The organism is Citrobacter freundii complex sp. 2025EL-00176 (assembly GCF_053309355.1).
Window position 1 is genome coordinate 169,190 of the sequence record NZ_JBRYHT010000001.1, and the last position, 13,522, is coordinate 182,711.

12 protein-coding genes are annotated in these 13,522 nt (G+C 53.8%); 8 read left to right on the forward strand and 4 right to left on the reverse strand.

The window, feature by feature from the left end; all coding sequences use genetic code 11:
• The first annotated feature begins 82 nt into the window (after window positions 1–82).
• From iaaA to gsiD, 5 genes are read left to right on the forward strand one after another with little or no spacing between them, the layout of a single operon-like run.
• Window positions 83–1,048 carry a beta-aspartyl-peptidase gene (gene iaaA, locus ACVXHP_RS00840; RefSeq protein ID WP_447570683.1) on the forward strand — a complete coding sequence of 322 codons (966 nt, stop codon included), beginning with the start codon at window positions 83–85 and terminating at the stop codon, window positions 1,046–1,048.
• Window positions 1,035–2,906 (forward strand): glutathione ABC transporter ATP-binding protein GsiA, encoded by a 1,872-nt coding sequence (gene gsiA, locus ACVXHP_RS00845; RefSeq protein ID WP_447570684.1) that lies wholly within the window; start codon window positions 1,035–1,037, stop codon window positions 2,904–2,906. Before iaaA ends, gsiA begins: the two co-directional genes overlap by 14 nt.
• Before the next feature lie 28 nt (window positions 2,907–2,934).
• The gene (gene gsiB, locus ACVXHP_RS00850) at window positions 2,935–4,473 is read left to right on the forward strand and encodes a glutathione ABC transporter substrate-binding protein GsiB (RefSeq protein ID WP_447570685.1); all 1,539 of its coding nucleotides are present in this window, start codon (window positions 2,935–2,937) and stop codon (window positions 4,471–4,473) included.
• A gap of 46 nt (window positions 4,474–4,519) precedes the next feature.
• Window positions 4,520–5,440: a glutathione ABC transporter permease GsiC gene (gene gsiC, locus ACVXHP_RS00855; protein ID WP_003836970.1), complete on the forward strand. Its 921-nt coding sequence runs from the start codon at window positions 4,520–4,522 to the stop codon at window positions 5,438–5,440.
• A gap of 2 nt (window positions 5,441–5,442) precedes the next feature.
• Entirely contained in the window at window positions 5,443–6,354 is a 912-nt protein-coding gene (gene gsiD / locus ACVXHP_RS00860) for a glutathione ABC transporter permease GsiD (RefSeq protein ID WP_447570686.1), read from the forward strand.
• 68 nt (window positions 6,355–6,422) lie between these two features.
• Here the strand turns inward: gsiD and rimO are convergent, their stop codons facing one another.
• Window positions 6,423–7,739 (reverse strand): 30S ribosomal protein S12 methylthiotransferase RimO, encoded by a 1,317-nt coding sequence (gene rimO / locus ACVXHP_RS00865; protein ID WP_447570687.1) that lies wholly within the window; start codon window positions 7,737–7,739, stop codon window positions 6,423–6,425.
• Window positions 7,740–8,018: 279 nt separating this feature from the next.
• On the opposite strand from rimO, the gene bssR reads away from it, so the two are divergent.
• Together bssR and ACVXHP_RS00875 are read left to right on the forward strand one after the other, a co-directional pair.
• On the forward strand, window positions 8,019–8,402 hold the full coding sequence (gene bssR, locus ACVXHP_RS00870; RefSeq protein ID WP_200007086.1) for a biofilm formation regulator BssR: 384 nt from the start codon (window positions 8,019–8,021) through the stop codon (window positions 8,400–8,402).
• A gap of 102 nt (window positions 8,403–8,504) precedes the next feature.
• A complete protein-coding gene (locus ACVXHP_RS00875; protein WP_447570688.1) occupies window positions 8,505–9,602 on the forward strand; it encodes a PQQ-dependent sugar dehydrogenase in 1,098 nt (365 codons plus the stop codon).
• A gap of 5 nt (window positions 9,603–9,607) precedes the next feature.
• Here the strand turns inward: ACVXHP_RS00875 and ACVXHP_RS00880 are convergent, their stop codons facing one another.
• A complete protein-coding gene (locus ACVXHP_RS00880; RefSeq protein ID WP_447570689.1) occupies window positions 9,608–10,234 on the reverse strand; it encodes a glutathione S-transferase family protein in 627 nt (208 codons plus the stop codon).
• Between the two features lie 329 nt (window positions 10,235–10,563).
• Here ACVXHP_RS00880 and dacC point away from each other — a divergent pair, with 329 nt between their 5' ends.
• Entirely contained in the window at window positions 10,564–11,766 is a 1,203-nt protein-coding gene (gene dacC / locus ACVXHP_RS00885; RefSeq protein ID WP_032940149.1) for a serine-type D-Ala-D-Ala carboxypeptidase, read from the forward strand.
• 48 nt (window positions 11,767–11,814) lie between these two features.
• Here dacC and deoR read toward each other — a convergent pair whose 3' ends face one another.
• Together deoR and ybjG are read right to left on the reverse strand one after the other, a co-directional pair.
• The gene (deoR, locus tag ACVXHP_RS00890; RefSeq protein WP_447570690.1) at window positions 11,815–12,573 is read right to left on the reverse strand and encodes a DNA-binding transcriptional repressor DeoR; all 759 of its coding nucleotides are present in this window, start codon (window positions 12,571–12,573) and stop codon (window positions 11,815–11,817) included.
• 63 nt (window positions 12,574–12,636) lie between these two features.
• Window positions 12,637–13,245: an undecaprenyl-diphosphate phosphatase gene (ybjG, locus tag ACVXHP_RS00895; RefSeq protein ID WP_038639201.1), complete on the reverse strand. Its 609-nt coding sequence runs from the start codon at window positions 13,243–13,245 to the stop codon at window positions 12,637–12,639.
• Between the last annotated feature and the right edge of the window lie 277 nt (window positions 13,246–13,522).

A 13,522-nucleotide genomic window follows, 5' to 3' on the forward strand; every position in this document is an offset into this window, starting at 1 on the left:
TATATTCAAAAATCGAATCAATAAGTCACCGAAATTCTGATATTTATAACCCCCGGAACCTGTCACCTTAATGGACGAAAAAATGGGTAAAGCAGTTATTGCAATTCATGGCGGCGCCGGGGCTATTACCCATGCGCAGCTGAGTCAGGAGCAGGAGTTGCGTTATATACAGGCGCTGTCAGATATCGTCGAAACCGGCCAACGGATGCTCGAAGAGGGTCGGAGCGCACTGGATGTGGTGACCGAGGCCGTGCGTCTGCTGGAAGAGTGCCCGCTGTTTAATGCCGGAATTGGCGCGGTATATACCCGTGATGAAACCCATGAGCTGGACGCCTGCGTGATGGACGGTAATACCCTGCAAGCGGGAGCCGTCGCGGGCGTTCGCCATCTGCGAAACCCCATTCTTGCCGCACGCCTGGTGATGGAACACAGCCCACACGTCATGATGATTGGTGAGGGGGCAGAGAATTTTGCCATTGCGCAGGGTATGGAGCGCGTTTCGGCGGATATTTTCTCGACGCCAGACCGCTACGCTCAACTGCTGGCGGCGCGAACGGCGGGTGAAACGGTGCTGGATCATAACGCTACCCCACTGGATGAGAACAACAAAATGGGTACCGTGGGGGCGGTTGCGTTGGACATGTTTGGCAATCTGGCGGCGGCGACATCGACCGGCGGGATGACCAATAAATTGCCGGGCCGGGTGGGTGACAGTCCGCTGGTCGGCGCAGGCTGTTATGCCAATAACGCCAACGTGGCGGTTTCCTGCACCGGCACCGGAGAAGTCTTTATTCGTGCGCTGGCGGCTTATGACATTGCGGCGTTAATGGATTATGGCGGCCTGAGTTTATCTGAGGCCTGCGAACGTGTGGTGATGGAAAAATTACCGGCGCTGGGCGGCAGTGGTGGCTTAATTGCTATCGATCATGAGGGCAACGTCGCCTTACCGTTTAACAGTGAAGGCATGTACCGTGCCTGGGGATACGCGGGCGATACGCCAACCACCGGTATTTATCGGGAAAAAGGAGATACCGTTGCCACACAGTGATGAGCTTGACGTCAGTGACGTATTGGCGGTGAGTAATCTGAACATTGCCTTTGAACAGGAACAACAGCGCGTCAGTGCGGTGCGTAATCTGTCATTTCGCCTGAAGCGTGGCGAAACGCTGGCGATAGTTGGCGAGTCCGGTTCAGGAAAGTCGGTCACGGCTTTGTCGCTGATGCGTCTGATTGAACAGGCTGGCGGCGAGGTGAGCTGTGATGAAATGCTACTCCGACGCCGCAACCGACAGGTTATTGAGCTGAGTGAACAGAGCGCATCACAGATGCGCCACGTGCGCGGCGCGGATATCGCGATGATCTTCCAGGAGCCAATGACGTCGCTTAATCCTGTGTTTACCGTGGGTGAGCAGATCGCCGAGTCGATCCGTTTACACCAGGGGGCCAGTCATGAAGAGGCGATGCTGGAAGCTAAACGGATGCTCGATCAGGTCCGTATTCCCGAGGCGAAGGCGATTTTATCGCGCTATCCGCACCAGCTTTCCGGCGGCATGCGCCAGCGCGTGATGATCGCCATGGCGCTGTCGTGCCGCCCTGCGGTGCTGATTGCCGATGAGCCGACCACCGCGCTGGATGTCACTATTCAGGCGCAGATCCTGCAATTGATAAAAGTGTTGCAGCAGGATATGTCGATGGGGGTGATCTTTATTACCCACGATATGGGTGTGGTGGCGGATATTGCCGACCGTGTGCTGGTGATGTATCAGGGGGAGGCGGTAGAAACCGGCAGCGTTGAGCAGATCTTTCATGCTCCCCAGCATCCCTATACTAAAGCGCTGCTGGCAGCCGTGCCGCAGCTTGGTGCCATGAGCGGACAAGAATATCCGCGTCGTTTCCCACTTATTTCTTTACACGATCCCAGTCATGTCGAACCGCAAACCGAGCAGGACACCGTAGTTGAAGGCGATCCTATCCTACGTGTGCGCAATCTGGTGACGCGTTTTCCTCTGCGCAGCGGCATCCTGAACCGGGTGACCCGCGAGGTGCACGCGGTGGAAAACGTCAGCTTTGACCTGTGGCCGGGAGAAACGCTCTCGCTGGTGGGCGAGTCGGGCTGCGGCAAATCCACCACCGGACGGGCGTTGCTGCGCCTGGTTGAGTCTCAGCGTGGAGAGATCATCTTCAACGGACAGCGTATTGATACCCTGGCCGCCAGTAAACTGCAGCCGCTGCGTCGGGACATTCAGTTCATCTTCCAGGACCCTTATGCCTCGCTCGATCCCCGCCAGACGGTGGGATATTCCATTTTAGAGCCGCTACGGGTGCATGGATTACTGCAAGGTGATGCGGCGGCAAAACGGGTTGCCTGGCTGCTGGAACGCGTAGGATTGCTCCCTGAGCATGCCTGGCGCTATCCGCACGAGTTTTCCGGCGGTCAGCGTCAGCGTATCTGCATTGCCCGGGCGCTGGCGCTCAATCCCAAGGTGATCATTGCCGATGAGTCGGTCTCGGCGCTGGATGTCTCGATTCGTGGACAAATTATCAACCTGTTGCTCGACCTGCAGCGTGAAATGGGGATCGCATATCTGTTTATTTCCCATGATATGGCGGTGGTGGAGCGGATCAGTCACCGTGTGGCGGTGATGTATCTGGGGCAGATCGTCGAGATCGGCACCCGGCGGGCGGTATTTGAAAATCCGCAGCATCCGTATACGCGCAAACTGATGGCGGCAGTACCGGTTGCCGATCCATCACATCAACGGCCCCAGCGCGTGCTGTTGTCGGATGATATCCCCAGCAATATTCGCAAGCGCGGCGAAGAGATTTCCCCCGTTTCGTTACAGTTAGTTGGTCCGGGGCATTATGTCGCGCGTTCACAACCAGAAAATGCGCTTTCGCGTTTATAACAGGCAGACAGGGTTTAAGGAGAATAACATGACAAAAATTGTTGCTCGAAAATGGCTGGTTGCTGTGGGAGTGGCGTCTGCGCTGGCCGCCGCACCGGGCTGGGCCGCCAAAGACGTGGTGGTGGCGGTGGGATCTAACTTCACCACGCTCGACCCCTATGACGCGAACGACACGTTGTCGCAGGCGGTAGCAAAGTCGTTTTATCAAGGGCTGTTTGGCCTTGATAAAGAGATGAAGCTGAAAAATGTGTTGGCGGAGAGTTATACGATTTCTGATGATGGCCTGACTTACACCCTTAAGCTGCGTCAGGGCGTGAAGTTTCAGGATGGGACTGACTTCAACGCCGATGCGGTCAAAGCTAACCTCGATCGGGCCAGTAATCCGGAAAACCATCTGAAACGCTACAACCTGTATAAGAATATTGATAAAACCGAGGTTGTCGACCCGTCGACGGTGAAGATTACGCTAAAACAGCCGTTCTCGGCATTCATCAATATTCTGGCGCACCCGGCAACGGCAATGATTTCGCCTGCCGCGCTGGAGAAATACGGTAAGGAGATCGGCTTTCATCCTGTCGGCACTGGGCCGTATCAGCTTGAAACCTGGAATCAGACGGATTTTGTGAAGGTTAAGAAGTTCGCGGGCTACTGGCAGCAAGGGTTGCCAAAGCTTGACACGATTACCTGGCGCCCGGTGACCGACAACAACACGCGTGCGGCCATGCTGCAAACCGGGGAGGCGCAGTTTGCCTTCCCGATCCCTTACGAGCAGGCGGCGCTACTGGCGAAGAACAAAAACCTGGAACTGGTGGCCAGTCCGTCTATCATGCAGCGCTATATCAGCATGAACGTCACGCAAAAACCGTTCGATAACCCGAAGGTGCGCGAGGCACTGAACTATGCCATCAACCGCCAGGCACTGGTGAAAGTCGCTTTTGCCGGGTACGCGACGCCAGCCACCGGCGTTCTCCCGCCATCGATTGCCTATGCGCAAAGCTATACGCCGTGGCCTTACGATCCGGCGAAAGCGCGCGAGTTGCTGAAAGAAGCGGGCTACCCTAATGGTTTTACCACCACGCTGTGGTCTTCGCATAACCACAGTACCGCGCAGAAAGTATTGCAATTTACCCAGCAGCAATTGGCGCAGGTGGGCATTAAGGCTCAGGTGACGGCGATGGATGCTGGTCAGCGCGCGGCGGAAGTTGAAGGTAAAGCGCAGAAAGAGAGCGGAGTGCGGATGTTCTACACCGGCTGGTCTGCGTCTACAGGCGAAGCTGACTGGGCGCTGTCGCCGCTGTTTGCATCGCAAAACTGGCCGCCGACGCTGTTTAATACGGCGTTCTACAGCAATAAGCAGGTGGACAGTGATTTAGCTGCGGCTCTGCAAACTAACGATCCGGCCGAGAAAGCGAAGCTGTACAAAGATGCGCAGGATATCATCTGGAAAGAGTCGCCGTGGATCCCGCTGGTGGTGGAAAAACTGATTTCAGCGCACAGCACCAGGTTGACCGGATTCTGGATCATGCCGGACACCGGATTTAGCTTTGATGATGCGGATTTAAAATAAGCGATGCATTCGGCCCCGCAATGCAGGGGCCGGCGAAGGGAGCGTGATGCTTAACTATGTTTTCAAGCGCCTGCTGGGGTTGATTCCAACGCTGTTGATTGTTGCGGTGCTGGTGTTTTTATTTGTTCACCTGCTACCCGGCGATCCGGCCCGGCTGATTGCCGGACCGGAGGCTGACGCTGAGGTGATCGAACTGGTGCGTAAGCAACTGGGTCTGGACCAACCGCTGCATATTCAGTTCTGGCATTACATGACCAACGTATTGCAGGGCGATTTTGGAACCTCGATGGTTTCTCGTCGCCCGGTTTCGGAAGAGATTGCCAGCCGTTTTATGCCCTCGCTATGGCTGACAATTGCCAGTATGGCGTGGGCGGTGTTATTTGGTATGACGGCGGGGATTATCGCCGCCGTATGGCGTAATCGCTGGCCGGACAGGTTGAGTATGACGCTGGCGGTCACCGGGATCTCTTTTCCGGCTTTTGCGCTCGGCATGCTGCTGATGCAGATATTCTCCGTTGAACTCGGCTGGTTGCCCACCGTTGGCGCTGACACCTGGCTACACTATATCCTCCCGTCAATCACGCTGGGGGCGGCGGTGGCAGCGGTATTGGCCCGCTTTACTCGCGCCTCGTTTGTTGATGTGCTCAGTGAAGACTATATGCGCACCGCGCGCGCCAAAGGGGTGAGTGAAACCTGGGTGGTGTTAAAACATGGCCTGCGTAACGCGATGATTCCGGTGGTTACCATGATGGGACTACAGTTTGGCTTTTTGCTTGGCGGCTCAATTGTGGTTGAGAAAGTGTTTAACTGGCCAGGGCTTGGACGACTGTTAGTGGACTCCGTCGAAATGCGTGATTATCCGGTGATTCAGGCCGAGGTGCTGTTATTCTCTCTGGAGTTTATTCTTATTAACTTAGTGGTGGATGTGCTCTACGCCGCCATTAATCCGGCTATCAGGTACAAGTAAGGATGCGATTTTTTAACTGGCGCCGACAGGCGATTTTAAATGCGATGCCCCTTGTTAAGCCAGAGCAGATACGCACGCCGTGGCATGAGTTCTGGCGTCGTTTCCGCCGCCAGCGGATGGCGCTGTTCGCGGGATTATTTGTCCTTGTCCTGATTATGGTGGCGATTTTTGCCCACTGGCTGACGCCATTTGATGCCGAAAACTACTTCGATTATGACCGACTGAATGACGGGCCGTCGATGCTGCACTGGTTTGGCGTTGACTCCCTGGGACGGGATATCTTTAGCCGGGTGTTGGTTGGCGCGCAAATCTCGCTGGCGGCCGGGGTCTTTGCCGTATTTATTGGCGCGGCGATTGGCACGGTGCTGGGGTTGCTGGCGGGATACTACGAAGGCTGGTGGGATCGACTGATTATGCGCATCTGCGATGTACTGTTCGCCTTTCCGGGTATTTTGCTGGCGATTGCTGTGGTGGCGGTGCTGGGAAGCGGCATTGCCAACGTGATTATTGCCGTGGCTATTTTTTCCATTCCGGCCTTCGCGCGCCTGGTGCGTGGGAATACGCTAGTGCTGAAACAGCAGACCTTTATTGAATCTGCGCGCAGTATTGGCGCCAGCGATGCAACCATCATCTTTAACCATATTCTGCCGGGAACGGTCTCATCGATCGTGGTCTTTTTTACCATGCGAATAGGCACGTCGATTATCTCTGCCGCGAGCTTGTCATTCCTGGGATTGGGCGCGCAGCCGCCGACCCCGGAGTGGGGGGCAATGCTTAATGAGGCAAGGGCAGATATGGTGATCGCGCCGCACGTAGCAATTTTCCCGGCGGTGGCGATATTTCTGACGGTGCTGGCGTTTAACTTACTGGGCGATGGTCTGCGCGACGCGCTGGACCCGAAGATAAAAGGATAAACCGTAGGCCTGATAAGACGCGTTAGCTGCCGGATGTGGCATAAATGCCTTATCCGGCCTACGTTGGGTTACGCTATTGAAACGCGGGTGCCCCACAGATCGTATTCATCTGCGTTTTCGACCTTCACGCGGATGATATCGCCTGGTTTCACCTTGGTTTCGCCATTCAGGTATACCGCGCCGTCGATTTCCGGGGCGTCAGCCATACTGCGGCCAATCGCGCCTTCTTCGTCAACTTCATCAACGATAACCAGAATTTCGCGGCCCACTTTCTCCTGCAAACGTTCAGCAGAGATCTGCTGTTGCAACTGCATAAAGCGGTTCCAGCGTTCTTCTTTCACCTCTTCCGGGATTTGGTCCGGCAGGTCATTGGCGCCAGCGCCTTCAACCGGGCTGTACTTAAAGCAGCCGACGCGATCCAGTCGTGCTTCCTTCAGGAAGTCGAGTAGCATCTGGAAGTCTTCTTCCGTTTCCCCCGGGAAACCGACAATGAAGGTGGAGCGCAGCGTCAGTTCAGGGCAGATTTCACGCCACTGCTTGATGCGCGCCAACTGTCTGTCCACGGAACCTGGGCGTTTCATCAGCTTGAGAATACGCGGGCTGGCATGCTGCAACGGGATGTCCAGATACGGCAGGATTTTACCTTCCGCCATCAGCGGGATCACGTCATCAACGTGCGGGTAGGGATAGACGTAATGCAGACGCGTCCAGATCCCCAGTTTTGATAACTGTTCGCACAGATCAACCATGCTGGTTTTGACCGGCTCGCCGTTATGGAAACCGGTGCGATGCTTCACATCCACGCCGTACGCGGAGGTATCCTGAGAAATGACCAGTATCTCTTTTACGCCCGCATCTACCAGACGCTTGGCTTCGCTGAGAACGTCGCCGATCGGACGGCTCACCAGATCGCCACGCATCGACGGAATAATGCAGAACGTGCAGCGGTGGTTGCAGCCTTCAGAAATTTTCAGATAGGCATAATGGCGCGGAGTCAGCTTGACGCCCTGCTCAGGAACCAGACTCTGGAACGGGTTATGCTTTGGTTTTGGCACATAGTGGTGAACGTGCTCCAGAACCTGTTCGTAGCTGTGCGGCCCGGTGATTTCCAGCACCTTCGGGTGGACTTCACGGATCTGATCGACTTTCGCGCCCAGACAGCCGGTAACGATCACCTTGCCGTTTTCGTTCAATGCTTCACCGATTGCTTCCAGGGACTCCTGAACCGCGCTGTCGATAAAGCCGCAGGTGTTAACGATAACCATATCCGCGTCGTCGTAGCTTGGCACAACATCATAGCCTTCGGTACGAAGTTCGGTCAGGATGCGCTCAGAATCGACGAGGTTTTTCGGACAACCTAGTGATATAAAACCAATTTTTGCCATTTTCTTATACTGTACATTGCTCGTAATCGGGCGATTATACAGATGCCGTCACGGTACATCTATATCTGATCGGTATAAGGCGCAGGGGAAAACTCACTTCTCATTTTGCATATTGTCACCAGCCAGATTTGCGTGTCTTAGCGGCAGCGTAACTTGCTGGGGTTGTAACATTGTAAATTATGTTAATCAATTGGGCTTTATTGATGTAGGACATCTATTTGTACAAAAAACAACCATACTATTAAGTTGCACCATGGTTGGAAAGAGGAGGAACAAAGTATGGTTGTTGACAGACTGAGAACCGATCTTCTCAACAAATTGATAAACGCCCGTATCGAACTTGCCGCTTATCTGCTGTTGAGAAAAGCGAAAGGCTACATGTCAGTCAGTGAGAGCGATCGTCTGCGCGATAATTTTTTTGTACTGAATCGCGAACTGCACGAGCAATCACAGCTCCACGGTATGCATCTGGATCAGGAAGAGTGGAATGCCCTGCATCGTGCTGAAGGGGCGTTAGCCGCCGCCGCTGTTTGTCTTATGAGTGGACATCACGATTGTCCGACCTTTATCGCCGTTAACGCAGAGAAACTGGAAAACTGCCTGACAACGCTGGCGCTGAGTATCCAGTGTTTGCAATCTTACCCAACGCTGGAACACGTCTGAATCAGGGGGAGGGCGCTCCCCCTTTTCGTTAAGATTATGTAAATGTGACAGGGTAATTCCCCCTGCTGGCTACGCTTTATGCAGAGCCATTAAGGAGGTGTTATGCGTCGACTCTTTCTCTGTGCTATCCCACTTGCGCTATTTTCCTCTTATGCCGCCGCGGTAAAGGTGGAGGTGCTGCAAACCAAACTTGATCACCCGTGGTCGCTGGCCTTTTTACCCGATAATCGCGGTATGTTAATTACCCTTAAAGGCGGACAGCTTCGACTCTGGCAGCCTGATAAGGGGCTTTCCGACCCGCTGACCGGCGTACCTAAAGTCTGGGCGAATGGTCAGGGGGGATTGTTGGATGTGGCATTAGCGCCTGATTTTGAACACTCCCGGCGAGTGTGGCTCAGCTTCGCTGAAGCCGACAGCGAGGGTAAAGCCGGCACGGCGGTAGGCTATGGGCGACTGAGCGACGATCTCAAACACCTGCAAGCGTTCCAGACCGTTTTTCGCCAACAGCCCAAGCTCTCAACCGGAAACCATTTTGGCGGGCGCATGGTGTTTGATGGCCATGGCTATCTGTTTATTGGCCTGGGTGAGAATAACCAACGTGCAACCGCGCAGGATCTGGATAAATTGCAGGGCAAAGTGGTTCGTCTGACTGACGAGGGCAAAACGCCACCGGATAATCCGTTCGTGAATCAGGCGGGGGCGCGGGCAGAAATCTGGTCGTATGGCATCCGTAATCCACAAGGTATGGCGATGAATCCATGGAGCGATGCGCTGTGGCTCAATGAGCATGGTCCGCGTGGAGGCGATGAAATCAATATCCCCGCAAGAGGCAAAAACTACGGTTGGCCGATAGCGACCTGGGGGGTTAACTACAGTGGTCTCAAAATTCCCGAAGCAAAGGGCCAAATTGTCGCGGGGACAGAACAACCTATCTTTTACTGGGAAAAGTCACCGGCAGTGAGCGGCATGGCTTTTTATAATAGCGATACCTTCCCGCAATGGCGGCAGAAGCTGTTCATCGGCGCGTTGAAAGATAAAGAGGTGATCGTGCTGAGCGTCAAAGGGAATAGGGTCACCGAAGAGGGGCGTCTGTTGCAGGAAAGGGGACAGCGGATCCGCGACGTGCGCGTCGGACCAGACGGCTATTTGTATGTGTTAACCGACGAGTCCGACGGGGAATTACTGAAGGTGAGTCCCTGAGCTGATTAGCTGACCGGGATCATCACCACTTTTTGAAATGCCGGGCGTTCAGTCAGTTGCTGATACCAGCGTTCCAGGTGTGGACGCGGGGTCCAGGTCAGGCCAACGTTGAACAGGTTATAGACGAATGGGGCAATGGCGATATCCGCCGTGCCAAATTCAGCTCCGGAAAACCACGGCTGGTCCGCCAGCGCGTTATCCAGAATAGCAAACAGGTTATCGCAAACCTGAGTACTGGCCTCAATGGCTGCCATGTCACGTTGATCGGCCGGCGTTCTGACCAGACCAAATAAGATGACCCGGTGTGCAGGACTCAGCGTCTGGTTCGCCCAGTCCATCCACTTTTCACCGACGGCACGCGCGGCAGGTGCCTCAACCCACAAACGCTTTTGCCCGTACTGCGCCGCCAGATAGCGGACAATGGTATTGGATTCCCACAGGACAACGCCCGTTTCATCATCGCGTAGCAGTGGGACCAACCCGTTCGGGTTCAGTGCCAGATAGTCGGCATCGCGGTTACCGCCATGCTGTCCGCCTGCCAGAATTTGGTTATACGGCAGTTCAAGTTCTTCGAGCGTCCACAATACTTTTTTTACGTTGGTCGAGTTATTGCGACCCCACAGTGTAATCATAGTAACCCCGCAAATTAATTGAGCAGCTTTATGGCTGCAGATACCCTCTGACTCGCTCACATGGTGGGGTAAACCTAATATTTACGCAACAACGTCTAAAAAAATCGTGCCAGGGGCAGCGCTGCGCGGCGTTATTGCATAAACTTTAAAAACTTTACCAACTTACGGTTTCTTTAAGCTCGTTAGTGCGTTATTACTCACCGCACTTATTTTACACGTCATCCATCAGACTTTTTCTGCAATGGGTTGGCCGAGGTTGTCTGGCCAGTTTTGTGTAAACACGGTGTGGTATGACGTGGTTTTTTAGAATGGATACTCGGGTGGCATTTATGACGCAATACTTCTCTTCACTTCGCAGCTTTGCTGCTGGTTCTGCACTCTTAATCCTTTTGGCGCCGACCGTACAGGCGGCGGAGCAACCCACGGCTCCTCCGAGCGTGGACGCGCGTGCATGGATCCTGATGGATTACGCCAGCGGCAAGGTGCTGGCGGAAGGTAATGCTGATGAGAAACTGGATCCTGCCAGTCTGACCAAGATCATGACCAGCTATGTGGTTGGTCAGGCGCTGAAGGCCGGAAAAATTAACCTCAACGACATGGTCACCGTAGGCAAAGATGCCTGGGCGACCGGTAATCCGGCCCTGCGTGGTTCGTCGGTTATGTTTCTCAAACCAGGCGATCAGGTTGCGGTATCCGATCTGAACAAAGGCGTTATTATTCAGTCAGGTAATGACGCCTGTATTGCACTCGCTGATTACGTTGCCGGGAGCCAGGAGTCCTTCATCGGTCTGATGAACGGTTACGCGAAAAAACTGGGACTGACCAATACCACGTTCCAGACGGTGCATGGCCTGGATGCGGCAGGGCAGTTCAGTACTGCGCGTGATATGGCGTTGCTCGGCAAGGCGTTAATCCACGATGTGCCCGAAGAGTACGCTATTCACAAAGAGAAAGAGTTTACCTTTAATAAAATTCGCCAGCCGAACCGCAACCGTCTGTTGTGGAGCACCAATCTGAACGTGGACGGAATGAAAACCGGTACCACGGCGGGCGCGGGTTATAACCTCGTCGCTTCCGCGACTCAGGGCGATATGCGCCTGATCTCCGTCGTGCTGGGGGCGAAAACCGACCGTATCCGTTTTAATGAATCAGAAAAACTGCTGACCTGGGGCTTCCGCTTCTTTGAAACCGTTACGCCGATTAAACCGGATGCCACCTTCGTGACTCAGCGCGTCTGGTTTGGTGATAAGAGTGAAGTCAATTTGGGGGCCGGGGAAGCGGGTTCGGTAACTATCCCGCGCGGTCAGCTTAAGAACCTGAAAGCCAGCTTTACGCTGACCGAGCCGCAATTAACCGCGCCGCTGAAAAAGGGACAGGTTGTGGGGACTATCGACTTCCAGTTGAACGGTAAATCTATCGAGCAGCGTCCGTTGATGGTGATGGAAGCGGTGGAAGAGGGTGGTTTCTTTAGCCGGATGTGGGATTTTGTGATGATGAAGTTCCACCAGTGGTTTGGCGGCTGGTTCTCTTAATCTAATCGATTGCCGGATGGCGCTACTATCGCTGTCCGGCAGTATCACCTAATACAACAGCTTTATGCGTTGCGCCTTGGCGTATTCAACAAACTCATCGTCGGGGCGGTTATCACTGATGATGGTGTCAAAACGTTTTAATTCCCCCATCCTCGCCGGACGTACCTTCCCAAACTTGCTGTGGTCGACCACCAGAACGTGATGCTGCGCCATCGACATAGCCCAGTGTTTCACCGCTAATTCTTCCAGATTAAAACAGGTCGCGCCTTTCTCAATGTGCACACCTGCCGCAGAATAAAAGGCGATATCCGGGCACAGATTATTCAGTGTTTCCTGGAAATCGAGCGGTTTGAAGATGGCGTTACTGGCATGAAATTCCCCGCCACACAGAATGACGCGGCACTGCGGTTTTTCCTGCAACACCAGAAACGTATTCAGCGAGTAGCAAATTGCGGTGAAAGGCAGTTCATTGTCGATAGCCTCAATAATCCACGGCGTGGTCGTGCCGCAGTCGAAAAAGATGGTCTGATGCGCCTGCACGAGGCTCGCCGCCTGCTGGGCGGCACGGCGTTTTTCATCAACCAGACGGGATTTTTGATCGCTGATTAAATAGTGGTTGGCGCTGCGGGGCTCCAGAACAATATAGCCCCCGAGCAAGACGACAGGCGCATTGTTATTATTCAGGTCGCGACGAATGGTCATCTCAGATACGCCCAGCAGCGTCGCGGCTTCTTTGAGGTGTAATTTATCGCTGCGTTTCAGCGCCTGTAGCAACTGACCAATACGCTCGTCGCGTCGAGTTTCCATAGTTCCCCTGGAGAGTAGAATAAGTGCTCGTATTGCGCCTAATACTACTCTTTTTACCGTGGGTTAGTCACGCACCCAGCCTTTACGGATGGGCAGAGCGAAACAGGTGCGATAGCAGGTCTGCAAGCCGAAATACAGGGTGGCGCCGAACCGTTGCCAGATCATCTGAGCGCTCAGACAGCCGATCAGCCCAGCCAGGAATCCTCCCAACATATCCAGCGGCCAGTGTACGCCAAGGTAAACGCGTGACCAGGCAATCGCAACGGCGACAACCATCAGCAGCGCGCCGGTCCACAGGCGATGCCAGAACAGGAAAGCCAGAGCAAAAGTAAAGATAACCGTGCCGTGATCGCTCGGGAAAGAGTCATCCGCCGCATGGTGGAGGAAGTTGTACCCGATGTGGTTAACGAACGGACGATCGTGGGGGAACAGATGCCCCATCAGCCACGAAATAGTCAGGCCAACTGCCAGCGCTATCGCCATTTTTATGACCAACTGGCGCTGAAGAGTAACCTGAGCGCGCGGTCCCCAAAGCCAGAGAATAACGGCTAACAGCGGGACAATGCTGATTAAATCTTTGGCAATAAATATGGCCAGCGAAATAGCCCATTGCGCAGAATCCGGCGTTGCGTTGATCAGGTAAAACAGCGAATTATTAAGATTTTCCAGCATAACGTCCAGACTCAGTGTTCTCGTTAAAAGGCCCATAGGGGGAGAGCATAAAATTGCTGTTAAGGGATAAAAAGCGGTCTTGTCTTATTTGTCGGCTAAATGACTATTTTTAAGACAATTAATGAGACTTATTAAGCATGATAGCGGCCTCAACTTAAATTAACCTTAAAGCAAAATGTTCTTGAGCAAATGAATGTAAAAATGTGCGCATTTTGCTTTCAAATCACATAATTCACTATCACCAGTACGGCGCATTTATTACACTTTGCGCGTTTTT

What these genes read in the sequence shown, in the direction of transcription:
- iaaA (WP_447570683.1), top strand. Translation starts at nt 83, where the DNA reads ATGGGTAAAGCAGTTATTGCAATTCATGGCGGCGCCGGGGCTATTACC.
- gsiB (WP_447570685.1), top strand. Translation starts at nt 2,935, where the DNA reads ATGACAAAAATTGTTGCTCGAAAATGGCTGGTTGCTGTGGGAGTGGCG.
- gsiC (WP_003836970.1), top strand. Translation starts at nt 4,520, where the DNA reads ATGCTTAACTATGTTTTCAAGCGCCTGCTGGGGTTGATTCCAACGCTG.
- gsiD (WP_447570686.1), top strand. Translation starts at nt 5,443, where the DNA reads ATGCGATTTTTTAACTGGCGCCGACAGGCGATTTTAAATGCGATGCCC.
- rimO (WP_447570687.1), bottom strand. Translation starts at nt 7,739, where the DNA reads ATGGCAAAAATTGGTTTTATATCACTAGGTTGTCCGAAAAACCTCGTC.
- bssR (WP_200007086.1), top strand. Translation starts at nt 8,019, where the DNA reads ATGGTTGTTGACAGACTGAGAACCGATCTTCTCAACAAATTGATAAAC.
- ACVXHP_RS00875 (WP_447570688.1), top strand. Translation starts at nt 8,505, where the DNA reads ATGCGTCGACTCTTTCTCTGTGCTATCCCACTTGCGCTATTTTCCTCT.
- ACVXHP_RS00880 (WP_447570689.1), bottom strand. Translation starts at nt 10,234, where the DNA reads ATGATTACACTGTGGGGTCGCAATAACTCGACCAACGTAAAAAAAGTA.
- dacC (WP_032940149.1), top strand. Translation starts at nt 10,564, where the DNA reads ATGACGCAATACTTCTCTTCACTTCGCAGCTTTGCTGCTGGTTCTGCA.
- deoR (WP_447570690.1), bottom strand. Translation starts at nt 12,573, where the DNA reads ATGGAAACTCGACGCGACGAGCGTATTGGTCAGTTGCTACAGGCGCTG.
- ybjG (WP_038639201.1), bottom strand. Translation starts at nt 13,245, where the DNA reads ATGCTGGAAAATCTTAATAATTCGCTGTTTTACCTGATCAACGCAACG.